This window comes from Haloferax sp. KTX1, assembly GCF_902410085.1.
Lineage (GTDB): Archaea > Halobacteriota > Halobacteria > Halobacteriales > Haloferacaceae > Haloferax > Haloferax massiliensis.
Map to the genome: position 1 here is coordinate 18,494 of NZ_CABPRH010000007.1, position 22,280 is coordinate 40,773.

24 protein-coding genes are annotated in these 22,280 nt (G+C 69.3%); 4 read left to right on the forward strand and 20 right to left on the reverse strand.

What is annotated here, in order from left to right:
• Positions 1 to 49 precede the first annotated feature (49 nt).
• The 10 genes from FY251_RS12185 to FY251_RS12230 all read right to left on the reverse strand — a co-directional run bounded on the left by FY251_RS12185 (position 50) and on the right by FY251_RS12230 (position 9,428).
• Complete coding sequence (locus tag FY251_RS12185) at positions 50 to 1,309, reverse strand: M20 family metallopeptidase (RefSeq protein ID WP_148415125.1); 1,260 nt, start codon at positions 1,307 to 1,309, stop codon at positions 50 to 52.
• Positions 1,302 to 2,702, reverse strand: a complete 1,401-nt coding sequence (locus tag FY251_RS12190) for an APC family permease (protein ID WP_148415126.1) — start codon at positions 2,700 to 2,702, stop codon at positions 1,302 to 1,304. Before FY251_RS12190 ends, FY251_RS12185 begins: the two co-directional genes overlap by 8 nt.
• A gap of 114 nt (positions 2,703 to 2,816) precedes the next feature.
• Positions 2,817 to 3,506, reverse strand: coding sequence for a helix-turn-helix domain-containing protein (locus FY251_RS12195; RefSeq protein ID WP_148415127.1), 690 nt, complete (start codon positions 3,504 to 3,506; stop codon positions 2,817 to 2,819).
• Between the two features lie 102 nt (positions 3,507 to 3,608).
• A complete protein-coding gene (locus FY251_RS12200) occupies positions 3,609 to 4,634 on the reverse strand; it encodes a deoxyhypusine synthase (protein WP_148415128.1) in 1,026 nt (341 codons plus the stop codon).
• Positions 4,635 to 4,715: 81 nt separating this feature from the next.
• Positions 4,716 to 5,477, reverse strand: coding sequence for a Nif3-like dinuclear metal center hexameric protein (locus FY251_RS12205; RefSeq protein WP_148415129.1), 762 nt, complete (start codon positions 5,475 to 5,477; stop codon positions 4,716 to 4,718).
• Between the two features lie 54 nt (positions 5,478 to 5,531).
• Complete coding sequence (gene speB / locus FY251_RS12210; RefSeq protein ID WP_148415130.1) at positions 5,532 to 6,353, reverse strand: agmatinase; 822 nt, start codon at positions 6,351 to 6,353, stop codon at positions 5,532 to 5,534.
• 15 nt (positions 6,354 to 6,368) lie between these two features.
• The gene (locus FY251_RS12215; protein ID WP_148415131.1) at positions 6,369 to 6,743 is read right to left on the reverse strand and encodes a translation initiation factor IF-5A; all 375 of its coding nucleotides are present in this window, start codon (positions 6,741 to 6,743) and stop codon (positions 6,369 to 6,371) included.
• A gap of 94 nt (positions 6,744 to 6,837) precedes the next feature.
• Positions 6,838 to 7,266, reverse strand: a complete 429-nt coding sequence (locus FY251_RS12220; protein ID WP_042662279.1) for a DUF5518 domain-containing protein — start codon at positions 7,264 to 7,266, stop codon at positions 6,838 to 6,840.
• 57 nt (positions 7,267 to 7,323) lie between these two features.
• Complete coding sequence (locus FY251_RS12225) at positions 7,324 to 9,000, reverse strand: AarF/ABC1/UbiB kinase family protein (protein ID WP_148415132.1); 1,677 nt, start codon at positions 8,998 to 9,000, stop codon at positions 7,324 to 7,326.
• Between the two features lie 8 nt (positions 9,001 to 9,008).
• Complete coding sequence (locus FY251_RS12230; RefSeq protein ID WP_042662277.1) at positions 9,009 to 9,428, reverse strand: Hsp20/alpha crystallin family protein; 420 nt, start codon at positions 9,426 to 9,428, stop codon at positions 9,009 to 9,011.
• Between the two features lie 144 nt (positions 9,429 to 9,572).
• Between FY251_RS12230 and glp the strand changes: the two genes are divergently transcribed.
• The 3 genes from glp to FY251_RS12245 all read left to right on the forward strand — a co-directional run bounded on the left by glp (position 9,573) and on the right by FY251_RS12245 (position 13,540).
• Positions 9,573 to 10,793 (forward strand): gephyrin-like molybdotransferase Glp, encoded by a 1,221-nt coding sequence (gene glp, locus FY251_RS12235; RefSeq protein ID WP_148415133.1) that lies wholly within the window; start codon positions 9,573 to 9,575, stop codon positions 10,791 to 10,793.
• Positions 10,790 to 12,694 carry a molybdopterin biosynthesis protein gene (locus FY251_RS12240; RefSeq protein WP_148415134.1) on the forward strand — a complete coding sequence of 635 codons (1,905 nt, stop codon included), beginning with the start codon at positions 10,790 to 10,792 and terminating at the stop codon, positions 12,692 to 12,694. Before glp ends, FY251_RS12240 begins: the two co-directional genes overlap by 4 nt.
• A 99-nt stretch (positions 12,695 to 12,793) precedes the next feature.
• Positions 12,794 to 13,540, forward strand: coding sequence for a response regulator (locus FY251_RS12245; RefSeq protein WP_148415135.1), 747 nt, complete (start codon positions 12,794 to 12,796; stop codon positions 13,538 to 13,540).
• A gap of 67 nt (positions 13,541 to 13,607) precedes the next feature.
• Here FY251_RS12245 and FY251_RS12250 read toward each other — a convergent pair whose 3' ends face one another.
• The 8 genes from FY251_RS12250 to FY251_RS12285 form a co-directional block, all read right to left on the reverse strand.
• Positions 13,608 to 14,276 carry an HAD family hydrolase gene (locus FY251_RS12250; protein WP_089781721.1) on the reverse strand — a complete coding sequence of 223 codons (669 nt, stop codon included), beginning with the start codon at positions 14,274 to 14,276 and terminating at the stop codon, positions 13,608 to 13,610.
• A 46-nt stretch (positions 14,277 to 14,322) separates the two neighbouring features.
• A complete protein-coding gene (lwrS, locus tag FY251_RS12255) occupies positions 14,323 to 14,718 on the reverse strand; it encodes an LWR-salt protein (RefSeq protein ID WP_148415136.1) in 396 nt (131 codons plus the stop codon).
• Complete coding sequence (locus FY251_RS12260; protein WP_007275669.1) at positions 14,715 to 14,990, reverse strand: 4a-hydroxytetrahydrobiopterin dehydratase; 276 nt, start codon at positions 14,988 to 14,990, stop codon at positions 14,715 to 14,717. Before FY251_RS12260 ends, lwrS begins: the two co-directional genes overlap by 4 nt.
• Positions 14,991 to 15,035: 45 nt before the next feature.
• Positions 15,036 to 15,566, reverse strand: coding sequence for a hypothetical protein (locus FY251_RS12265; protein ID WP_187367405.1), 531 nt, complete (start codon positions 15,564 to 15,566; stop codon positions 15,036 to 15,038).
• A 62-nt stretch (positions 15,567 to 15,628) separates the two neighbouring features.
• On the reverse strand, positions 15,629 to 17,023 hold the full coding sequence (hemA, locus tag FY251_RS12270; protein WP_148415137.1) for a glutamyl-tRNA reductase: 1,395 nt from the start codon (positions 17,021 to 17,023) through the stop codon (positions 15,629 to 15,631).
• Entirely contained in the window at positions 17,020 to 17,667 is a 648-nt protein-coding gene (locus FY251_RS12275; protein WP_148415138.1) for a bifunctional precorrin-2 dehydrogenase/sirohydrochlorin ferrochelatase, read from the reverse strand. Before FY251_RS12275 ends, hemA begins: the two co-directional genes overlap by 4 nt.
• Position 17,668: 1 nt before the next feature.
• Positions 17,669 to 18,730 carry an Lrp/AsnC family transcriptional regulator gene (locus tag FY251_RS12280; RefSeq protein ID WP_148415139.1) on the reverse strand — a complete coding sequence of 354 codons (1,062 nt, stop codon included), beginning with the start codon at positions 18,728 to 18,730 and terminating at the stop codon, positions 17,669 to 17,671.
• A 167-nt stretch (positions 18,731 to 18,897) separates the two neighbouring features.
• On the reverse strand, positions 18,898 to 19,296 hold the full coding sequence (locus tag FY251_RS12285) for a DUF5778 family protein (RefSeq protein WP_148415140.1): 399 nt from the start codon (positions 19,294 to 19,296) through the stop codon (positions 18,898 to 18,900).
• A gap of 149 nt (positions 19,297 to 19,445) precedes the next feature.
• Between FY251_RS12285 and uppS the strand changes: the two genes are divergently transcribed.
• Positions 19,446 to 20,375 (forward strand): polyprenyl diphosphate synthase, encoded by a 930-nt coding sequence (gene uppS / locus FY251_RS12290; protein WP_007275676.1) that lies wholly within the window; start codon positions 19,446 to 19,448, stop codon positions 20,373 to 20,375.
• Between the two features lie 23 nt (positions 20,376 to 20,398).
• On the opposite strand, the gene FY251_RS12295 is transcribed toward uppS, so the two are convergent.
• Positions 20,399 to 21,763 (reverse strand): serpin family protein, encoded by a 1,365-nt coding sequence (locus FY251_RS12295; RefSeq protein WP_148415141.1) that lies wholly within the window; start codon positions 21,761 to 21,763, stop codon positions 20,399 to 20,401.
• 70 nt (positions 21,764 to 21,833) lie between these two features.
• Positions 21,834 to 22,202: an Rz1 protein precursor-related protein gene (locus FY251_RS12300; protein WP_148415142.1), complete on the reverse strand. Its 369-nt coding sequence runs from the start codon at positions 22,200 to 22,202 to the stop codon at positions 21,834 to 21,836.
• Positions 22,203 to 22,280 lie beyond the last annotated feature (78 nt).

Genomic DNA, 22,280 nt, shown 5'->3' on the forward strand with positions numbered 1-22,280 from the left:
TTCTCGGCGCTGAGAACGCGGCAAAACGGGGTGGAGCGGCCGAAACGTCTCAGCCGAGGAACCGGACGGCGGCGTCGGCGACGATGTCGGCCACGTCGACCACGTCGTCGGTGAAGACGAACTCGCCGGCGGCGTGGATGTTCTCGCCGTCGGGGCCGACGATGACCGTGGGGAGGCCGGCGCGGTCGCCGAGGTAGTTGAAGTCGCCGACGCTGGAGAAGTAGCCGTAGGCGGGGTCGACGCCCGCGACCGCGCGAGTCGAGTCCGAGAGGGCCGACACGAGCGGGTGGTCGTCGTCCGTCACGTAGGGACCGTAGCGGATGCCCTCGTCGGGCGACTCGCGGAATCCCACGTCGACCTCGCTCTCCAAGCCGAGTTCCTCGACGGCGCGTTCTGCGTCGGCGCGGGCGTCTTCGAGGGTCTCGCCGACGACGACGTGGCGGTCCACCATGAGGCGAGCGCGCTCGGGGACCGACAGCGTCTGGCTCCCGCCCTCGATTTTCAGCGGGCAGGTCGACCCCGACCCGAGTTTCGGGTGGTTACCCACGTCGAGGTCGTCGAGCGCGGCCGCGAGTCTGCCGGCCTCGACGACCGCGTTGACGCCGGTTTCGGGTTTCGAGCCGTGCGCCGCCTGCCCGCGGACGTCGATGTCGTAGAAGTAACGACCGCGCGCGCCGAGTAGAAGCGCCGGGTTCTCGATGTCCTCCTGTGCGAGAATCGGACCGGGTTCGGTGACGATTGCGGCGTCGCAGTCGTCGACGACGCCGTCGCGGATGAGGCGGTCGGTGCCGAGCCCGTAGGGGCCCTCCTCGTCCACGACGGCCGTGAGGAGCACGTCCCCCGCGAGGTCGGCGTCGGCGAGGGCGTCGAAGGCGACCATGACGGCGGCGAGACCGCCTTTCATGTCGCACGCGCCCTGTCCGTACAGTTTCCCGTTCTCGATGCGGCCCGAACACGGGTCTTCGTCCCAGTCTTCGACCAGTTTCACGGTGTCCATGTGGGCGTTCAACAGGAGCGTCGGCGCGTCCGGGTCCGAGCCCGCCAGTCGAGCGACGACGTTGTCGCCCTCGTACTCCGTGATGTCCGGTTCGCTCACGTGGTGGTACTCCGGGTCGTGCCCCCGGGCGTCCAACCAGTCGTAGACGAACTCGCTTATCTCGGCCTCCTCGAAGTACGGGCTCGGAATCCGCACGAGTTCCTGCAAGAGGTCGATGGTCTCGTCGGGGTCGACGCGAGTGGCGGCGTCGAGGGCGGCGAGGTCGTCGGCGTCGTCCGAGCCGTCACCGCGCGGTGTCGCGTCGTCAGTCATCGCTCACTCCGCGAACCGAGGGGTTGTACTCGTCGGAGGGGACCCCGGGGAGCGTCCCGAGGATGGCCTCGACGTCGTGGTCCTTCTGTTGGCCGCGGTACCAGTAGACGCCGAAGACGACGAGACCGACGGCGACCCACGGGACGTAAATCGACAGCGAGCCCTTGTACGCCTCGGTCAGGAGGCCGACCGCGCCGAGCGAGCCGACGAGCCCCGTCACGGTCAGCAGCGCCGGGCGGGAAAAGCCCGCCTCCGCGCGGAGGTCGGTGCGGCTGTAAAGCACGTACAGCACCGTTATCGACACCGCGGCGTAGGCGATGAGGTAGCTGAACGTGGCGATGGCGATGGCCTGACTGAGGCCGGTGCTCCAGAAGGTGAGGCCGGAGGCGACGACGTACAGCGTCAGAAGCGACCAGTGGGGCGTCCCGAAGCGGTCGGAGACCGCCGAGAACTTCTTGGGGAACACCTCGTCCCACGCCCACGAGTAGGGCATCTTGATGCCCGCGGCCATGACCGCGTGGACCGACGACGCGGTGGCGAGCAGGCCGCCGACGCCGACGATGGCCGTGCCGATATCGCCGAGGAACACCGCCGCGGCCGTCGAGAGCGGCCGCGCCGAGTCCGCGAGGACCGTGTAGTCGCCGACGACGCCGTAGATGACGGCGGCGGTCAGCACGTACAGGAAGATGAGGATGGCCGTGCCGCCGGCCATCGCCAACGGGAGGTTCCGCGAGGGGTTCTTCACCTCCGCGCCCATCTGCCCGGCGACGGCGATGCCGATGTAGGCGTAGAACAGCGGGACCGCGGCGGCGACGAAGCCGTCGAAGCCGCCGGTGAAGAACGGCTGGTAGTTCGCGGCGTCGATGTTCAACAGCCCGGGCCCGACGAGCACGAGTATCGACAGGATGAGGAAGCCGAAGATGGCGTTCTGCGAGCGGCTGTAACTCTTCGCGCCGATGAGGTTGACCAGAAAGAGGACCGTCAGCAGGCCGAAGCCGGCGAGCGTCGGGTCCACCGAAGGATAGAACACCTGTAAGTAGCTCCCGAAGCCGATGGCGAGGACCGCGTCGGCGGCCATGTAGCCGAGCCACTTCGACCACGTCACCACGAAGCCGGGGAGGCGGCTGTCGAACGCCCGCGAGACGTAGGCGTACGACCCCGCCGCGCCGGGGAAGATAGTCGCCATCCAGCCGTAGTTGAGCGCGATACTCATCGCGAGCAGCCCCGAGAGGATGACGACGAGGATGACGCTCGGTCCCGTCGTCGAACTCGCCGTGCCGAGGGTGACGAACAGCCCCGCGCCGAGCGTCCCCACCACCACGGTGCTCACCGCGCCGAACAGTCCGATGTCCCGCGAGAGACTCCGTCCGTCGTTCACGTCTACCGATGACATGCTATCACATGGGTCGGTTGTCCGGCAAAGTACCCCTCCCTCTCATGAGCGGGGCGGCGGAAGAGCGAGCGGCGACCCCGGCGGAATCCGGCCCGAGAACCCGAAAAATCCGTCTCAGTAGTCGCCGAGCAGTTTCGACTCCGCCTTCCGGAGGTGTTCGAGCAGCGTCGCCTTCGAGATGTCCAACTCCGCGGCCAGCGACGCGGCGCTCACCTCGCGGGGCCACGTGTAGTAGTCGCGGCGGCGAGCCAACTCGTACACCTCGCGCTGGCGGTCCGAGAGCGCGTCGGTGCGGAACATGCCGCCGCCGTCCTCCGGGGCGGTGATGAGTTCCACGTCGATGTCGGCGTTCCGCTCCTCGCGAACCTCCTCTAACCGCTCGTGGACGGTCTGCCGCGTCTCGTGGACGAGCACGGTCCAGCGCTCGCGGCCGCCCTGCATCCGAACCGGTTCGTCGGGGATGAACCCCCGCGAGACGAGGGCGTCGTTGATGGAGTTCCGGAGGTCGTAGCGGACGACGATTCCCCGCGCGGCGCTCCCCGGAACCCCGGCGTCGCCGTCGTGTTCGTCGGTCTCCCACACCGACTCGGTCAGGTCGGACGCGCGGACGGCCGCGACGAGTTCGTCCACCTCCTCGGTCGTGTCGGCGTAGGCGGTAAACCGGCCGTTGGCGAGGCCGTCTATCTCGTGGACGCCGTGACCGAGGAGTCCCCCGCTCGTCTCCGCGGTCACCTGTAGCGTCCAGCAGTCCGGGTGCCAGATGTCGAGACAGACCCGAACGCCCCGTCCACCCTCTCGTGCCATTCGTTGGCATGGAAGGGCGCTCGCCGTTCAAAAAGGTATCCCACCTCACTCGACGGCGGGTGAGCGCGTGCTGACGCGACGGTCGAGCGGTTCGCCGCGGCGTTACTCGATTCGCTCGCGCGCCGCGGCGACGAGTAGGGGGAGCATGATTGTCGCGTCGCCGAGGACGGTCGTGTTGCGGGCGTCCTTCTCCAGTTTGCCCCACGAGCGCGCCTCGTCGAGCGTCGCGCCCGAGAGGCCGCCGGTCGCGGCGGGGTCCATCGTTATCTGGACGCCGTAGTCGTACGCGCCGGGCGTGACGAGCATCGTCTGGAGCGTGAAGTTCTTCGGGACGCCGCCGCCGACGAGGAGACAGCCGGCCGTGTCGGCGTCGTACGCGAGGTCCGTCAGCGGCGTCATGTCGGCCAGCGCGTCCAGCGAGAACGACGAGGTCTGCGAGTACATCCACGCCTGCAGGCCGAGGACGGAGTCCTGCACCGCGGGGCAGTAGATGGGCACGTCGGCCTCGTAGGCCGCGGCCGCGACGCCGGCGTCCTCCTCGATTCCCTCGCGGTCGTTGACCTCGCTGTTGGCGCGGCCGAGTTCGCGGCAGAGGTCGGCGATGCTGACGGTCCCTTCTTCCTCCAGCGCCGGGAACACCTCGCTTCGGAGGTGCGACTCGAACAGCGCGAAATGCTCCTGCGGGAGGTAGACGTTGTAGATGCGGTCGACCTCCTCGTCGCGGAGCGTCTCGTCGTGCTCGCGTTCGGTCTTCTCGCCGTGGTTCTGAGACCCATGATGATGTTTGCCGCCGATGGCCTCGATGGCGTCGTGGGTGAGGTTCGCGCCCGTCGTCACGAGGGCGTCGACGTGGCCGTCGCGGACGAGGTCGGAGACGATTTTGCGCATCCCGGTCGGGACCATCGCGCCGGCCAGCGACATGAACACCGTGCAGTCGTCGTCGGCCAGCATCTCGGCGTAGATGTCGGCGGCCTCGTGGACGTCGGCCGCGCCGATGCCCGCGTGGCCGTACTGCTCGACTAACTCGCCGACGGTCATGCCGCCGCGGACCTCGGCGTGGCCCAGCGGGTCGTGTTGGAACTCCTCGCGGTCCGGCATCTCGTAGCCGTCATCGTCGTGGTCGCTCATGCGAGGGAGTGCGTCGGCCGAGCGTTTGAACGCCCCGGTCCGGCGAGGCCGTGCGGCGGGTTGGCAGACGTTCGGTCGCCCCTACAGCCCGGTCGGGTGACTGACGTACTCGGTCTCCAGCCCCCACTCGTCGGCGAGGTCGCGCAGGCTCCGCACCCCGAACGTCTCGGTCGCGTAGTGGCCCGCGAGGAACACCGAGATACCGGCCTCCCGCGCCTCGTGGTACGCCTTCTGTTTGCCCTCGCCGGTGACGAGCGCGTCGACCCCGCGGTCGATGGCCTCGTCCAGCCAGTCGACGCCGGAGCCGGTGACGACCCCCACCGACGAGAGCTCGTCGGGGCCGAAGTCGAGGACGGTCGTGCCCGCGCTCCCGTCGAGTTCGTCGAGCGCCGCCCGAAGCTCGTCGGTCGTCTTCGGCGACTCGAACGACCCCGCCTGCCCGATGTGAATCGGCCCGAGCGACCCGAACGGCTCGGTGTCCGCGAGTCCGAGGTGGTCGGCGACGCCGGCGGCGTTGCCGAGTTCCTGGTGGCCGTCCAGCGGGAGGTGCGAGACGTAGAGCGCGAGGTCGCCGCGAAGGAGCGGCTCGATGCGGTCGAAGTCGCGGCCGGTCAGCCGGTCGAGGCCGCCCCAGACGAGGCCGTGGTGGACGACGAGCAGGTCGGCGTCGGCGTCGAGCGCGGCGTCGATGGTCGCCTCCGCGGCGTCGACGGCGAAGGCGACTTTCTCGACCGATTTCTCGTCGGGGCCGACCTGCAGGCCGTTGGCGCTGGCGTCCACGTCGGCGAACTCGTCGGTCGCGAGCGTCTCGTCGAGTCGGGCGACGATGTCGGAGAGCTGCATACCGGGGAGTCGTGGCTCGGGAACTTGTAAGGAACGGGGTTCGCCGTGGGTCGGTTACTCGTCTGCCCGCCCGGCGGCGTGCGAGAAGACGAACTCCCGGAGGAGCTTCGCCGCCAGCGACGCGGCCTGCCCGTCGTCGCGGTCGTTGACCTCGACCACGTCGAAGCCGTCGGCGCGGGGCGCGACCGCTCGGACCGCGTCTCGCATCTCCCGAGAGGTGAGGCCGAACGGCTCTTTGGTGCCCGTTCCGGGCGCGAACGCCGGGTCCGCGGCGTCGATATCGACGCTCAGATAGACGGACTGGTCGTCGTCGAACTCGGGGTCCCAGTCGGCGACGGCCTCGGGTTCGACCACGGTCACGTCGTCGGCGTCGGCGCGTTCCCACTCGTCGGGCGAGCCGGTTCGCGCGCCGAGAATCACGACCTCGTCGACGCCGAGGCCGTCGAGGACGCGGCGGGTGACGGTGGCGTGGCTCCACTCGTTGCCGTCGTACTCCGTTCGCAGGTCGAGGTGGGCGTCGAGACAGACGAACACGTCGGGTTCGACGCCGGTGACGCCGGCGGCGGTGACGGTGTGTTCGCCGCCGAGGACGACGGGGACGGCGTCGTCCCAGACGGCGTCGCGGACGCTCCCGGCGAGCCATTCGACGTACTCAGGTGCGTCGTCCCACGCGCGGACGTCGCCCGCGTCGTGGACGCGCAAGTCGGTGAAAAACTGGTCGGTGCGCCGGTCGTAGTCGTCGAACGACTCGGCGAACCGACGGATTCGGTTCGGTCCGAACCGGGTTCCGGGTTGGAAGGACGTCGAGATGTCGAGCGGAGCGCCGAGAAGGACGTAGTCGGCGACCTCGCGGTCTGCGATTGCTCCGGGGAACATCTCTGCGACCCCCGTTTAGACGATCTTTCGCTGGCCTTCGTATTCGAGGTACTCGATCTCGTCTTCGGGGGTGAGGTCTTCCTCCTCGGGGATTCGCATCGTGAACGTCTGGTACGTTTCGAGGTCCATGATCTGGGCGTCCTCGCCGGTGACGGAGACGACCTGGCCCTGTTTCCGCTCGATGATGGGCACCCACACCTTCGCGTCGACGGGCTGGGAGAGCGAGCGCTTCTTGCTGTCGAAGACGCCGCGGGCTTCGACGCGCGCCTTCGCGCTGCCGTGCTTGCCCGGCTTGGCGGTACTGTAGGCGTAGATCTTGCACGGCTTTTCTTCCATCATGACGTAGCTTCCTTCTTGGAGCTCGCGCACCTGCTTCTGCTCTTTCGCCATGCCTCTCCGTTATCGGATGGAGGGTATAAACGGTTTGGAACCGTCTTCGCACGCGAATCTCTGCCGTGGAAGGCGCGGCCGTCGGCCGATTCGGTCAGGCGTCTTCGACCGCGTCGACCTCGGCCATCTCGGGGTCGAACCACGTCCCCGTCGCGTCGCGCCTGACGCGGCTCCCGAGCGCGCCGGACGCGACGTTCGGCAGCGCGAGCGCGAGCATGATGGCCGTCGTCAGTTCCCCGGGCGTCTCGACAAGCGGGATGACGTACTGGAACGGAAACAGAATCGGCGTCCGTTCGAGAAAGGTCAAAAGCACCGAAAGCGGCATGAGCAGACAGCCCCAGGCGACGCCCGCCATGAGGCCGTGCCACCCGCCGTCGGCGGGGTCCGTGCCGACGACGTAGCCGGCGAGCGCGCTCCCCGTGACCCCGCCGACGAGCGTGAACTGCCCCGTCATCGCGTAGACGAGCGATTCGGTGCACGCGGCGAGACACACCCCCACGAACACCGGTCGCCACTCCGTCATGCTGAACAGTGTGTCCGCGAGAGCCGATAAAATTACGCGCCCGATTCTCAGTGTTGATTACTCTCTGCGGCGCTCTTTGAGGTTCTGCCGGGTGAACTGCGGCGTCGTCCGGATGCCCTTCCGCGAGCGGAACGACCGCCACAGGAGCAGGGCGACGACGCCCGTCGGCGCGCCCGCCGCGCCGACCGCGACGAGGTTCTCCGGGTTCAGCGCGTAGATGATGACCGTCGAGACGAAGCCGAACGACAGGAAGATGCCGTAGATGAGTCGCTTGGCCAGCTTGTCGAGGACGCCCCGGTTGTCCTCCAACCGGACGTTGAGCGTCAGGTTGTCGCGGTCCGCCCGGTCGAGGACGCGTTCGAGTTTGGGCGGCACGCGGAACAGCGACTGGGCGGTCTTTTGGCCCTGCTGGCCGACGCCCTCGATGATTTTCTGGACGCTCTCCTCGCGGTATCCCTCCTCCGTCAGGTAGTCGGTCGCCACCGAGATGAAGTCGAACTCGGGGTCGAGCGTGACACAAACCCCCTCGACGACGCCGGCGACCCGGAGCACGAGCGCGAGGTTCCGGGGGAGCCGAAGCGGGAACTCGTAGATGGTCGATTCGACCTGTTCGAGGATCTGGTTGACGCGGTACTGCTCGATGTCGTCGCCGCGGGCGTCGGCGATGGCGAGTTCCATCACGTCGCCCATCACCTGCCGGTCGACGTTCGGGCTGAGCGTCCCCATCTCGATGAGCGTGTCGAGGATGCCGTCGACGTCCTGGTTGGCGACGGCGATGTAGAACTCCACGATTTTCTCCTGGACGAACGGGTCGACCTCGCCGTGCATCCCGAAGTCGTAGAAGATGATGCGGCCGTCGTCGGTCACGGAGAGGTTCCCCGGGTGGGGGTCGGCGTGGAACACGCCGTCCTCGACGATCATCTGGAGGTAGATTCGCTGGAGGTTCGTCGCCAACTCCGTGCGGTCGATTCCGCGGTCGTCCAGCGCCTCGATGTCGTTTATCTTGGTGCCGGGGAGGTACTCCATCGTGAGCACCCGGTCGTCGGAGCGCTCGGGAATCGGCTCGGGGATGACGAGCGTGTCGTCGTCCGCGAAGTTCTCCTGAATCTCGACGAGCGTCTCGGCCTCCTCGTCGTAGTCCATCTCCTCGCGGATGGTCTTGGCGAACTCGTCGGCGAGGTTCTCCAGCGAGAACGCCCGTCCCTGACCGATAAAGCGCATGAGAATCGGCATCGACCACCGAATCACCCGGAGGTCGGCCTCGACGAGGTCCTCGATGCCGGGGCGGCGGACCTTGACGGCGACCTTCTCGCCTTCGTACTCGGCGACGTACACCTGCCCGAGGCTCGCGCCGCTTATCGGGTCGCTGTCGAACGCGTCGAACGCCTCCTCGACGGGTCCGAGCTCCGCTTCGAGGACGGCCTTCGACTCGTCCCACGGCGCGGCCGGCACGTCGTCTTGGAGGCTTCCGAGCACCTCGATGTACTCCGGCGGGAGGATGTCGGGGCGCGTCGACAGGAGCTGTCCGAGCTTGATGAACGTCGGCCCGAGCGTCAGTAGCGACTCCAGGAGGACGTCGGCGCGCTTGACGCGCATCTCGGTCGTGACGCGTCGGCCCCCGCCGAACAGGAGGTACTTCCGCTTGTCACGGGTGTACGCGACGATGAGCGGGAAGAACTGATACAGGACGACGAGGAACCGCCAGTAGGCGCGGAGGTTGACCAGCGTGACCACCCGCCTCGTCAGGCGTCGTCACCGGACGTCTTCCGGTGGGCCGACGAGGCGTCCTCGTCGTCGTCGCCGTCGCCGTCGGTTGTGATGGGGATGGTCCGCTCGGAGGCGGCCTCGCGCTTGGGGAGGCGGATTTCCAGCGTCCCGCGCTCCATCGACGCCTCGGCCTCGTCGGCCACGGCGTCCGGGGGAAGCGGGACCTCGGCGTCGAGGAACAGCGGGCGCTCCTCGCGGACGTAGTCGAACTCGGCGGGGAGCCGTTTGTCGCGTCGCGCTTCGACGACCAATCTGCCCTTCTCGACTCTGAGCTCCGCCGTCTCGGCGGTCACACCCGGGAGGTCGAGGACCAAGAGGTACGACGTCTCGGACTCCAACAGGTCGGCGAACACCGCGTCCGGGAGGTCGGACAGCGCGTCGCGCAGTGCTGACATGAACGCTCATAGGGAGTCGGGGTCGAAAAACCCGGCGGTCTCGCGCGCTCGCGCGGGCGAGACGCCAAACGGGCCGGCGCTCGGAAACCGCCCGCCGTCGCGTCCGAGGCCGACGCTTTTTGCCCCCCGAGCCGAAGGGTTGGTATGAACCACGACGACCGACGCACGGCCGGGTTCAAGCAACGAACGCGGCTGTCGGACGCCCGCGAGACGCTCCTCGCGGCGGCGACGCCGCACGACCGAACCGTGCGCCGACCGCTCGCCGAGGCCGACGGCCGGGCGCTCGCGGAAGACGCCGTCGCCCCCGCCGACGTCCCCGGCTACGACCGCGCCGCCATGGACGGCTACGCCGTCCGCGCGTCGGACACCTTCGGCGCGAGCGGCCGCTCGCCGAACGTCCTCCGCATCGTCGACGGCCCGGTCGAACCGGGGACGGCCGCCCGCGTCCACACCGGCAGCGACGTGCCCGACGGGGCCGACGCCGTCGTGATGGTCGAACACACGGAACGCCTCGGCGACGAACTCGAAGTGTTCGACGCGCTCGCGGAGGGCGAGAACGTCGGCGAGCGCGGCGAGGACGTGCGTGAGGGAACGCCGCTGTTCGAGGCCGGCCACGAGCTTCGCCCGTCCGATATCGGCCTGCTTCGCTCCGTCGGCGTCGAGGAAGTGACGGTGTTCGAACGCCCCCGCGTCTCGGTCATCCCGACCGGCGAGGAACTCGTCGAGTCCGACCCCGGCCCCGGCGAGGTCATCGAGACGAACGGCCTGACCGTTTCCCGACTGGTCGAGCGCTGGGGCGGCGAGGCGAGCTACCGCGACATCGTCGTCGACGACGCCGACCTGCTCCGCGAGGCCGTCGAATCGGACCTCGACCACGACGTGGTCGTCACCACAGGCGGGTCGTCGGTCGGCGAGCGCGACCTCATCCCCGAGGTCATCGACGACATCGGCGAGGTGCTCGTCCACGGCGTCGCCCTCAAACCCGGCCACCCCGTCGCGGTCGGCGTCGTCGAGGACACGCCGGTCGTGATGCTCCCCGGCTACCCGGTCGCCTGCGTCGTCAACGCGTTCCAGTTCCTCCGGCCGGTACTGAAGCACGTCGGGTCGCTCCCCGAGCGCCCGCTGCCGACCCAAGAGGCGACGCTCACCAGGAAAATCCCGAGTTCGCCCGGTACGCGGACGTTCGCCCGCGTTCGACTCGACGCGTCGGGCGACGAGCCGACCGCCGAGCCGACCCGGACGAGCGGGTCGGGCATCCTCTCCAGCGTCGCGCTCGCGGACGGCTGGGTCGTCGTCCCCGAGGAGATAGAGGGCTACGACGAGGGCGACACGGTCGCCGTCGAGGGCTGGGAGTGGTCCGCATGAGAAAGCAGTTCCGCGACCTCGCCGCTCCCGACGAGGCGCGCGAGGCCATCGCGTCGCTCGACCTGACGCCCGACGCCGAGACCGTGGCGCTCGACGACGCCCGCGGCCGCGTCCTCGCCGAGCGCATCGACGCCGAACTCGACGTGCCCGGCTTCGACCGCGCGAGCATGGACGGCTACGCGGTCCGCGCCCGCGACACCTTCGGCGCGGACGAGGCCGACCCGGTCGAACTCGACCTCACCGGAGCGGTCCACGCCGGAACCGAACCGGACGTGACGGTCGAGTCCGGAACCGCCGTCGAAATCTCCACCGGCGCGGTGATGCCGCCGGGCGCGGACGCCGTCGTCATCGTGGAGCGAACCGAGGAGCGAGACGGCTCGCTCGTCGTCTACTCGGCGGTCGCGCCGGGTGACAGCGTGATGCCCGCCGGGACCGACATCGCCGCCGGCGCTCGCGCGCTCGGCCCCGGCACGCGCCTGACGCCCCGCGAAATCGGCCTGCTGTCGGCGCTCGGCGTCGACGAGGTGCCGGTCCGCGGGAAACCGACCGTGGGCATCGTCTCGACCGGCGACGAACTCGTCCGGCCGGGCGACGAACTGCGACCCCAGGCGGGCGAAATCTACGACGTGAACTCCTCCACCATCGCCGCGGGGGTCGAGGAGGCCGGCGGCGTCCCGAAACTCTACCCCCACGCGGGCGACGACTACGAGGAGATGGAGCGCCTGCTCCGCCGGGCGGCCGACGAGTGCGACCTCGTGCTCTCGTCGGGCTCGACCTCGGCGAGCGCGGTCGACGTCATCTACCGCGTGGTCGACGAGCGCGGCGAACTCCTGTTGCACGGCGTTTCCGTCAAGCCGGGGAAACCCATGCTCGTCGGCACGCTCGGCGAGGGGAGCGCCTACATCGGTCTGCCGGGCTATCCGGTCTCCGCGCTCACCATCTTCCGGACGTTCGTCGCGCCGGCGGTCCGCGACGCCGCGGGCCTCCCCGAGCCCCGGACCGCGACGGCCGAGGGGACGATGGCCGCCCGCGAGCGGTACGCGGAGGGACGGACGCGGCTCATGCCGGTCGGGCTCGTCGCCGACGGCGACGGGAACACGCTCGTCTATCCCGTCGATAAGGGGTCGGGCGCGACGACGAGCCTCGTCGAGGCCGACGGCGTCGTCGAGGTCTCGGCCGACGTGGAGTATCTCGCGGAGGGCGAGTCGGTGACGGTCCACCTGTTCTCGCCCGACGTCCGCGCGCCGGAGCTGCTCGGCGTCGGCGAGGACGACCCCGCGCTCTCGCGCATCCTCGACCGCGTGTCGTCGCCGCGGTATCTCCCGTTCGGCTCCCGCGAGGGCCTGCGACGGCTCCGAGACGGCATCGCCGACGTGGCGGTCGTCGCGGGCGACCGAGGCGACGCAATCGACGACATCGACGCGGTCGAACTCGGCTCGTGGACCCGCGAGTGGGGACTCGTCGTCCCCGCCGGCAACCCCGACGGGGTGTCCGGGCTCGCGGACCTCGTGGACGGCGACCTCCGCTTTATCAACCGCGACTCGAACTCCGGCCTGCGGACCGACCTCGGCAACGCCGTCGCCGCCCTCGCCGACGAGCGCGGGACGACCCGCCACGAACTCACAGAGGCCATCGAGGGGTTCGACCGCGGGACGAAGGCGTTCGAGAGCCCGGCGCGGGCGGTCGCCGCCGGCCGCGCCGACGCCGGGCTCGGCCTCCGCGCGACCGCGGACTCGCTCGGCCTCGATTTCGTCTCGCTCGGGACACAGCCGGTCGCCGTCCTCGCGAACCCCGACCGGACCGAGAAACCCGGCGTCGACTCGTTCCGCGACGCGCTCGCGGCGAGCGACGATGTGTTTGACGCCCTCGCAGGGGTCGAGAGGAGCCAAACGCCGCGGTAACCCTTTAGAAAGTCGCCGCGAGCGGTTCAGATATTCGCGTTCCGCTGAAGTATAAACTAAGTGGAACGTTTTTATCCACGTAGCGTGTATAACTGGTATATGAACCGCCCGCTGAAGGTCCTACACGTCGACGACGACCCCGAGATGCTCGCCCTCTCGGCCGCCGCGTTCCGCCAGCTCGACGCCGTCTCCTTTCTCACCGCCGAGTCGGCGACCGAGGCGCTCGACGTCATCTCCGCCGAGTCGGTCGACTGCGTCGTGAGCGACTCGCTCGTCCTCCCAAACGGAGTACCGCTCGTCAAAGCCGTCCGACAGGAACACGCGGACATCCCGATCCTCCTGTTTACGGCCAAAGAATGGCCCGAGGTCGCCGACATCGCCTCGACTGCCGGCGTCACCGAGTACGTCCAGAAAGCCGGTCCCGGCGATCTCGCGACGGTCCTCCAGCGGGTCCGCGACCTCGTCGACGACGACAGCGTCGACTCCGCGCTCGCCGTCGGGGCCTCCGCGGTCACACAGGCCCTCGAAGAACACGCCGACGCGACCGCCGAGGCGTCGTTCGGCGTCGACGACAACTGGGAGCTCGTCGGGCAGTGGCTCGGCGACGAGGAACTCGGCATCGTCATCGTGGAGGCCGTCGAGTCCTACGGCGGACTCTCGGCCATCGAGACGCCGCTGTACGAGTACATCGACACCGACGCGCTCGAAGAACTCCTCCGGCCCGTCGTCGAGGACGAAGAGCGCCCCGGCATCGAGGTCCGGTTCCCGTACGAAGACGTTCAGGTCGCCGTGACGAGCACCGGCGACATCTTCGCTCGCCCGTCGACCGAGCGGACGCTGTCCTGAGCGTCGGTTCCGTTCTTCACTTTTCGCCCCGTCGCCGCCGGAGCGCCGTTGAGCGGAATCGCCCGACTCAGTCGGACCGGACGAGGTCGTCGAAGCTCTCGACGCGGTACTCCCCGAGCACGCAGCGCCCGCGGTGTTCCGGGCCGTGGCGTTCGACGTGGATGCCGTCCAAGCCGGCGTTCCACGCGGCCCCGATGTCGCTTTCGCCGTCGCCGGCGAGGACGCCCGCGGTGCCGCCGTCGGTCAAGAGGCGGTCGTCCAGCCCCAGTTCGCCGATAGCCTGCCGGACCGGCGCGGCGTCGGGTTTCCACCCCGTCTCCTCTGTACAGCAGACGACGGTATCGAACCAGTCGCGCACATCGAGGCGGTCCAACACGGGGTCCGTCAGGAACTGCTGGCAGTGGGTGACGATGCCGACCGGGCGGCCGGCGGCGTGAATCTCTTGGATGAGGCGCTCGGCGTCGTCGTGGAGGTACGTCACTTCTGCTCGCTTTGCGGGGTCTTCCTCGCGGTGGAACGCGGGCCAGAACTCGGCGGGGTCGATGCCCCACTCGCGGAGCATCGGGTCGCGCGCGCCGCCGAGTCCGTGCCAGATGGTCTCGGCTTCGCGGTCCGTGAACTGACGGCCCAGTCGGTCGCCGACGCGGTCGAACACGTCGCGCGTGTACGACCACTCGGCATCGACGAGGGTCCCATCGAGGTCGAACAGCCAGAAATCGTAGTCATCGGCGACCATTCGGACAACAAGGTACGTCAGGCATGGATAAATGTCTTCCCCCGCGTCACGAACCGCTCGATTCGACGCGAATCGCGCTCCCGAAGTACTTGTGGAGCACCTCGCGGACCGAGTCGGCGTTGAACGCGTCGAGGTCCGCGGCGACGGCCTCGCGGAGGGCGTCCAGCGACGCCTCGTCGGTCCGAAGCTCCGCGAACGAACACGAGACGACGGGCACGTCGAGCCACGACGCCGCGAGGTCGCGGGCGTGGCGCTCGTCGTTCACCTCTCCCCGCCACAGCGCGTCGCGGAACAGCAGCCAGCCCTCCTCGCCCGGCGGCGGCGGCGTGACGCGGACCGTCGTCTCGAACTCCCGCGGGTCGGTCTCGACGCCGGCGGCCGAGTCGAGGCGGAAGCGGACCCGGAAGACGTAGGTGAGCGCCGCGGTCTCCCCGCCGCTCACAGCTCGTCGTCGAACAGGTCGGCGAGTCGGAGGTCCTTGTCCGTGATGCCGCCCTCCTCGTGGCTCGTGAGGCGGACTTCGACCTCCTGGTACCGGATCGTTATCTCGGGGTGGTGGAACTCCTCTTCGGCGACTTCGCCCACGCTGGCGGCGAACGCAACGCCGTCGAGGTAGTCGTCGAACTCGTAGACGCGGACGATTTCGTCGCCGTCGCGTTCCCAATCCGACCCGAGCTGTGCGTCGACTTCGTCGTCCGAGAGCAGGTCTGCCATGCCGAACCCGTCGGGTGGCACCCCGATAAGGATTCTGCCGGATTGTCAAGTTGTGTCCGCGCGGACGACGAACCGCGGCCCCGTCAGGAGTCGTCGCCCGCCGCGCTCGCGGCCGCGGACGACGCGCCCCGTGACCGACACCTCGTCGCCGCGGCCGACGGTTCCCGTCGCCCCGCCGCCGCCGAACGCGACGTGGCCGGCCGGCGGGACGCGGACCCGGACCTCCCCAGTGCGGTCGCGGAGGACGAACGGGCGCGTCGCGCGGCCGACGACCGCGCGGTCGCCGTCGCCTCTTCGGTCGCCGTCCGCGTCCTCGACGTCCGTCCAGACCTCGACCGCCGGCCCGTCGCCCGCGACTCTCGCGACGGTGCCGACGACGGTCGCCCGAGCGACGCCGTCGAGGTCGCACACCCGACGTCTCGGGGTCGCGCCGACGAGGCGGCGACGCGCTCGCGCCCGGAGGCGATTCACGAGATACCGGCCGACGGCCGAAAACGCGCTGGCCGCGGCTCGTCGGCGGTCGGCGTCGAGACGGGAGCGGCGCGCGAGGCTCGTCGCTGACAGTCGGCGTACCATCGACGCGGAGTGGTCCCGCGTTCGGATAAGAACGTTCGCCCGCCGTCCGCTTCGGCCGCCCGTCAGTCGTCGGAGAGCTGTTCGAGGACGCGCCGGGGCACCTCGCCTTCGAGCGCCTCGCGGTCGAGGTCCTCCGGCGGCTCGCCCGAGAACTCGATGGACGGCCCGGACGGCTCGGACGGCCCGGCCGAGTCCGACGCCCCGAGGTCGCCGAAGCCGGGGTCGAACAGCTGCATGGCGGTCTGGATGGTCGTCCAGTCGTCGTCGCCGGCGGCGTCGCGGAGGCTCTTGGTCGGCGCGGCGAGGATCTGGCCGACGAGCGCGTCCGCGAGCGACTCGACCGTCTCGCGCTGCTCGTCGGTGAGCTCGCCCTGCGCTTCGAGTTTCGACAGCGCCGTCGACACCTCGCGGCGCTTGACGTGCTCCGCGGCCTCGTACATCGAGCTGATGGCCTCGTCGGCGCGCTTGCGCTTGTAGGCGGCGAGCAGGCGGTCGAACTCCTCGTCTATCATCGCCTCGACCTCGCGGGCGGCGCGTTCGCGGCGCTCCGCGGTCCGGTCGGTCACCGTCTCCAAATCGTCGATGTCGCGGACGCGGACGCCGTCGATATCGCCGGCGGCGGGGTCCACGTCCCGCGGCTGGGCGATGTCGATGAGCATCGTCTCGCCGGCGTCGTCCAACTGCTCCGGCGTGACGACGTAGTCGGGACTGCTCGTGGCCGTGATGACGAGGTCCGCGTCGCGGAGGCGACCGCGGAGGTCGCCCAGTCCGGCGGCGGTCGAGACGCCCGGCACCTCGCGGGCGAGGTGGCGGGCGTTGGCGACCGTCCGGTTCGCGACGACGAGGTCGCCCACGTCGACCGACGCGAGCGCCTTGGTCGCGAGCGTGCCCATCTCGCCGGCTCCCACGACGAGGGCGTCCACCTCGCCGACGGGGGCGTCGAGTTCGGCCCGCGCGAGCCTGACGGCGGCGCTCCCGAGGGAGACCGCACCCTCGTTGATTGCCGTCTCGTCGCGGGCGCGCTCGCCGACGTGGACGGCCTTCATGAGCGCGTCTTCGAGCATCGGACCGATGGCGTCCCGCTCGCGGGCGGCCTCGATGCCGGCTTTGACCTGTCCGAGAATCTGGTCTTCGCCGAGGACGAGCGATTCGAGCCCCGACGCCACCCGCATGAGGTGGCGCAGGGTCTCTTCGTGGTCCATGTAGCGGACGCTCCCGTCTCGGACGTCGGGAGCGAAGTCGTCGAGCGCGCGGCGGCCGTCGGCCGCGTCGTCGGTGACGACGTACGCCTCGGCGCGGTTACACGTCTGCAGGGAAAACGCCTCGGTGACGCCGTCGCAGGCGAGGAGCCGTTCGACGACCGTCCGAACGTCGTCGCTCGACGCGGCCTCGATCTCGCGAACGCTGGCCCGGTCGTGGGCGACGCTCACACCGGAGATGACGCCCGAATCTCTCATGAATCACCTCGCTGTGTGTCTCGTATCACGCGCGCTGCCTCTCGTCGGGGGTTTGCATCGCCGGTACGTAAAGCCTTCCAAACTGACGGGTTTCGCACGACCGCGCGAATCGCATCACGGCGCTCTGTTGGCGACCGGTCGGACGCCTTGAGCTCCGCGCGAAGCTCCGCGGTCAGCGCGGCCATCTCGCCCGCCCCCGCCAGCTCGGATTCGATGCGCTCCCGGAGGTGCTTCGAGAGGGCCGGACTCGCCCCGCCGGTCGTGATTGCGACCGACACGTCGCCGTCTTCGACGGTGGCCGGGACGACCACGCTCCCGGCGTCGCGCTCGCCGCTCCGGTCGGCCCGGTTGACCAGCGCGCCGACGTCTCGGGCCGCCGCGACGACCGCGTCGTTCACCGCGTCGTCGTCGGTCGCCGCGACGACGAGCGCCGGCCCGAACCGCCCGACCCAGTCGGGAACATCCTCGGGTTCGGGGGCCGCTCGAACGAGTTCCGCGTCGCCGAACTCGCGGTCTCCGAACTCGGGACTGACGACGACGGTCCGCGCCTCGCGGGCGAACCGGCGGGCCTTCCGCGCGCCGACGGGCCCCCCGCCGAAGACGACGACGGTCTCGTCGGAGAGGTCGTGAACCAGCGGAATCATCTCACGCAGTGTTCGCCTCGGCTCGTTCGTCCAGTCTGATTCCCGTCTTCTTCAGGATGCGCGTCGAAAACAGGGTGTCCCAGTCGTCGTCGCCGACGTCCCAGTAGTCGCTCATGACCTCGCGAACCTGTTCGACGCGGGCCTCGCTCTCCGCCTCGGAGCGACCGTGTGTCATCGCGAAGAAGTTGTACGGCCAGACGCCCTCGTGTCGCGGCCGGCGGTAGCAGTGGGTGACGAACTCCAGCGCGGCGATTTCGGGGCCGACCTCCGCCACGAGGTCGTCGGGGACGTTCCAGACGGTCATCCCGTTTTCCGAGTAGCCGAGCGCGTAGTGGTTCGGGATGACGCCGACGCGGCGGACCTTCCCCTCCAGATTGAACCGTTTGATGGTCTCGACGACCCACGACGGCTCCTGTCCGAGTGCCGCCGCCACGTCGGCGTAGGGCGTCTCGGTAATCGGCAGGCCGCCCTGAATCTCCATGACGAGGTCGCGCTCGTCGGGCGTCAGGGTGCGCGCGTCCGTCGGCTCCACGTCGGGGCCGAGGTGCGAGAGATCGAGGTCGCCGTCGGAGACGGGGCCGTCGAGGAGGAACTTCGCGCCGACGTGGAACTCGCGGCGCTTGGGCATGTTGTACGTCGCTTGGCCCGTCTCGTCTTCGATGTCGCCGAGCACCTCGTCCACCCGCGACTCGTCGGCGACCGAGACGACGAACCACATGTTCAGGTGGGGGTGCTCGCGCTCGTAGTTGTGTGCGACCTCGCGGTGGGCGTTCACCTGCTCGGCCACCTCGTCGAACCGCTCGGGCGGCGCGTGCATGGCGACGAGCGTCGCCGTGCCGCCGATTTCCTCGGCGTTGACGAGCGCGCCGAACCGCGAGAGGACGCCCTCCTCGTCGAGCGTCCGAACCCGCTCGCAGAGGTCGGTCGCCGACACGTCCACCCCGCGCTCGCGGAGCGCGGCCGCGGCGGGTTCGAAGGGACGCTCGACGACGGGGAAGCCGCCCTGGAAGGCGTTGACGATGGCGCGGTCGAGACGAGAGAGGTCCGCGTCCGCCTGTATCATGGGCGTCACTCGGGATGCGAGGCGGATAAACGCCTCGCTTGTTCTCACCGTGACGAACCGGAGCGAACGCCCGGCGAACAGCCGGTGAACAGTCGACGCGAGCGAGTCGAGCACCCGCGCCCGTGAACTAAAAAAGGCGTTCCAGCGACGACGGGCCGCCCCCCGTCTCAGGGGACCGGCGTAACACGGTCGATGTCGTCGAGCGCTTCGAGTCCCTCGACGATGGCGTCTTGGTCGGCGATAGCCTCGTAGTAGAACACGAGGTCGAACGTGCCGTCGCGGACGAGCTGTTGGCACTCCCAGACGAACTCGTCGTCCTCGACGGAGAGGCCCTGGAACTGGTTCGACGAGAAGTCGGTGTCGTCGTTGCCGGCGTAAATCCACGCGTCGCCCTTCCCCGCGTGCTCGGCGATTACCTCGTTGATTTCGACGGTCAGCTCCTGCATCTCCAGGTCCTCGCGGCTGGTCAGGTCGGTGTGGACGATGGTCCCGACGAGTTCGATATCGCCGGGTTCGAGCAGCGCGAGGGTCCGCTGGTAGAGGTCCTCGTCGATGGTCTTGCTCATGTCCGAGTCTTCTCGGGGAGGTACAAACGGGTGGCGATTCGTCGTCCACCGTCGGAACCCGCCATTTTGGGGTGGGTCCCCGCACCACGCCGCACCGTGTGACGCGATACCCCACAAGACACATTGCCTCGGGAGACGACCGAGGGTATATGTTCGGGTGGGTCCGACGCGGCTTTCGACGCGCCTACGAGCGGGTGCTCGACCGGGAGATAGACGACGGACCGACCCACGTCGCCATCATTCAGGACGGCAACCGTCGGTACGCCCGGAAGAACGGCGACGACGCCCCCGACGGTCACAAGGCGGGCGCGCAGACGACGGAGAACGTGCTGACGTGGTGCGAGGAACTCGGCATCGAGGAGCTGACGCTGTACACCTTCTCGACGGAGAACTTCGACCGCCCGGACCACGAGCGCGAACCCCTCTTCGACCTCATCGAGGACAAGCTCTACGAGTTCGCCGACGCCGACCGCGTCCACGAGAGCGAGGTCGCCGTGCGCGCCATCGGCGAGGTCGACATGCTCCCCGACCGCGTCCGCGACGCCGTCGAGTACGCGGAGTCCCGGACCGCCGACTACGACGGCTTCACCCTCAACATCGCCCTCGCGTACGGCGGCCGGGCCGAACTCCTCGGAGCCGCCCGCGACGTCTGCCGGGCGGTCGAGCGCGGCGACCTCTCGCCCGACGAGGTGGACGTGTCGGCGGTCGACCGCCGCCTGTCCAGAAAGCCCGTCCGCGACGTGGACCTCATCATCCGCCCCGGCGGCGACGAGCGCACCTCGAACTTCCTGCCGTGGCACGCCAACGGCAACGAGGCCGCGGTCTACTTCTGTGCGCCCTACTGGCCGGAGTTCTCGAAGGTCGACTTCCTCCGCGGCATCCGCACCTACGAGTCCAGAGAGCAGTCGTGGCAGCGCACCCGGACCGAGCGCGCCGTCACGCTCGTCCGGGCCGTCGCCGAAGTCGAGTTAGAGGACGCCCGCACCGTCGCGGGTCGGCTCCGCGAGCAACTCCCCTCGTCGGGGGCCGACGAGGTGTCCGCCGAGTTGGCGAAGCGGACCGACGAGACGGCCGACTGAGGCCGACGCCCGCTGTTTTGCGGTTATCCGTCGCCCTGCGCAGCCCCGGCGTCGACGACGCGACCGTAGAACAGAATCGCGTCCGTCGGCCGGTCGCGGACGCAGAACAGGAACGGCCGGTCGAACCGGAGTTCGCCCCAGCTCGGCGGCAGCGAACTTTCGACGACGACGCCCGTCGCCGCCGCGGCCTCCGTTCCCTCCTCGTCCACGGAGACGAACGATTTGTGGAACACCTCGTCGATTGCGAGGCCTGACCCGTCACCCTCGACCATTCCGCCGAAGCCGGCGTCCGAGCCGAACGCGGCGGACATCCCGAGGTTCGACAGCGCCTCGGAGAGTTGGACCTCCGTCTCGAACTCGAACCGCGGGAGCACGACGTCGCCGATTCGCTCTCGCATCGCCTCGAAGACGCCGAACAGCCGACTCGCGGTCAGACTTCGCTCGAACGACTCGAACTCGCCTTCGTCCGGGAGCAGAAGCACCATCGACACGTCTCGCCCGACGTACGGGAGTTCGACTGCCTGCGCGCTCGGGAGATCGGCGTAGTTCGCCTTGAGTTCCTGCCGCATGAGCGGCACCGTCGACTCGGCCCCGTCCAGCGCGGTGAACGTCCCGTCCTCGGTGTCCTCGGGGTCGAACGTGTGGGCCCACTGCGCCATGAAGTAGATGGCGTTGGTGAGCACGAGCGCCGTGTCGGGCGTGACAGCGCCCGCCGGAAGCAGGTTCTCGATTCGGCCCTCCGTCCGGTCGGCGACCCACCCGTTGATTCGCGCTCGCTCGCCGTCCGGGTCGCCGGCGAAGTCGGCCCGCCGGAGCCCGGCCCCGTAGTTCGATTCGAGGCGGTCGAGGAACTCCTCCGAGAACGCGAACCCCTCGCGGCCCCACAGCGCGTTCGCCGCGGCCAGTCGGAAGGCGTCGGCTTCGCCGCCATCGACCGGGTCCCGAGCCGTCTCCCGCTCTTCGAGCGCCGCCCGAAGGTCCGCAAAGGCGGGGTGAACGTTCTCGCCGAGGGTGTAGTGGAGCGTCGCTTCCATCTGTTCGCGGGTCGCACCGCGAGCGCCCGCGTAGGTCATCGCCAACGCGACGGAGATGCTGTACGGCGAGAGGAACTGGTTGCCGCCCTGTTCGGACGCGACCTGTCTGTGCAGGTCGAGGGCGAACTCGGCGTTGCCGGCCGCGAGCGCGGCGAGTCGCTCGTCGTTCACGCTCGGTTCGCCGGCCGGCGGTTCGTCGTTCGGGGTCTCTGTCGACGTGTCCGTGGTCGCGGTCGCGGTGGTCGCCTCGGTGTCCGTCTCGGTCTCCGCGGACGGCTGACCGTCGCCCGTACAGCCGGCTATCGTCGCGGCGGCGAGCGCGCCCGACAACGCCAGCACCTCGCGGCGGTTCATGTCGGAACGTTCAGCCGTCTAACAATATGTCTTCTGTAAGCACAAACAGCGGTTTGAGAGACCACAGGGGTCACGCCGGCGGTCGAACCCGCCGTCGGAACGTCCGCCAGCAGAACCATCCCAGCAACGCGACGCTCTGGCCGAGCACGATGGCGACGAACTCGGCTTCCTGCCGGGGCCACAACACCAGCATCATCCCGATGTAGGCGACGGTCGGAACCCACGAGCGCCAGTCGTCGTAGCGCGATTCGAGGAACAGCCACGGCGGGACGATAGCGACGCCGACGAGCGCCCACGGCCAGTCCGGCGGGGCGGGCCGATTGAGCCAGAGAATGAGCAACAGCGAGAGCGCGAGGAGGACGTGGCCGTCTTCGAGCCACTCGCTGGACGGCGGTGGCGACGGGAGGAGGTCTGTCCTGTCGGTCGGGGTGGAGGGCATTGGGTTCGTGTTGCTACTCAATCAACATATCTGTGTGGTCGAGGAGAGCGCGTCGGCACCGCCGCCACGTGATTCGCC